The following is a 1,502-nucleotide window of genomic DNA, read 5'->3' as shown; positions in this document are numbered from 1 at the left end:
GTTGATTATTTTACCCATTCTTCCTAATTCATCATCGGCTTTAATCTTTATTGTTTGCACTTCTTTGGTTTCATGATTTAAAAATTTGAAGAAATTTTGTAAAGAATGAAGTATAATAGGAATTCTAGCACCTACTATTTTATTTACACAAAAATAAACAATGGCTAAGATTATAACAACTATAACTAGTGCTATAATAATTAAAATAAATTGTAATTTATATAAAGGTTGTAAAACAGACTTTTTTGGTGCGGTAACTATTATACTCCAGTGACTAGAGTCTCCTAGTGTGCTAAAAGGAGTGATACTAGCAAAGCTGAGATTTCCATTTGAATCAGTATAATTGTCAATAATTATATCTTTACGTTCTTTAACGGCATCAATAATAAATTTTGTCGAAGGATCTTTATTGATTTCAGGTAGAGTTTTTAATATAGCATCTTTGTTTTTGTGAATAGTAATAACCCCTTGATCAGTCATTAAAAATCTTAAATCACCTTCGTAGGCATCTAGTTTTGGATCAAGCATTTCTTGTGATATTTCTAAGAAATCAAAAGTATATCCAACAACACCTACAAATTTGCCTTTACTGTTAAAGATAGGCATTCCTAAATTAATACCTAAAAAATCATGTCCATCATAATTTAATTTTGATGGAGCGCCAACAAATAAAGTATCTAAATCACCATATTTTGCGTTTTGCTCAATTTTTTGCAAAATGTTCAGTTGAGAAAAATTATTAGGAACTTTTATAGATCTTATACCACCTGCTTTTCCTGTAGTTTCATCGAAAAAAATCATAGCAAAAGTTTTACCATTAGAGCTTTTAAAATTTGAATCTAATGCTTGGGTGTCAGATAAAACAGAAGGATCTTTTAGCCAAAGAAATGAATAAGCTGCATAACCACTACTGTCAAAGGTATTTTTTAATAAGCTTTCTATTAACGCAACATCTACTTGGTCATATTTCGAAAACATTTCATTAAGCGATGTAGCCATTCCTTTTGTAAGAACAACTTCCTCATTTAGAATGCCTTGCATAAAATTTCCGTATCTTTTCGCAGAAAGAAAGATTGAATTTTTAGCTTCATTTTCCATATTAGAAGCAACTTGAATTGATAAAATAGTCACCAAAATGGCTATTCCAGCGATTATACTAATAGCAACTGATAATACTAGTTTTAACCCTATATTTAAAGATTTAAACATCAATAACTCCTTTTTTTGATTAGCATTAATTCTATTTTTTTATATAAAACTATTTTTAAACTATTTTAAAAGATTTAATTTTTTTAAAATTGGTTCAAATACACACACAAAAAAATAAATCAAAAAATGATATAACAATGAAAAATACATACTTTGTATAATAAAATAATAAAAATATTTTTTTATAAATGTATGATTAAAAATTGCAGCTATTGTGAAAATATTTTTATTAAAGTAAACATAAATTGTTATGGATAAAAATTAGACTAAATAAAATACAGATCTTCCAACTA

Annotated in this window: 1 pseudogene; it reads right to left on the bottom strand. The window is 26.5% G+C overall.

What is annotated here, in order from left to right:
* Window positions 1-1,209: pseudogene (locus L8U41_RS07820) on the bottom strand (methyl-accepting chemotaxis protein); the annotation flags it as partial.
* Between the last annotated feature and the right edge of the window lie 293 nt (window positions 1,210-1,502).

The organism is Campylobacter sp. RKI_CA19_01116, from assembly GCF_025771405.1.
GTDB lineage: Bacteria > Campylobacterota > Campylobacteria > Campylobacterales > Campylobacteraceae > Campylobacter_D.
Note: the sequence above shows the minus strand (reverse complement) of the source record. Positions and strands in the feature narration are given on the sequence as shown.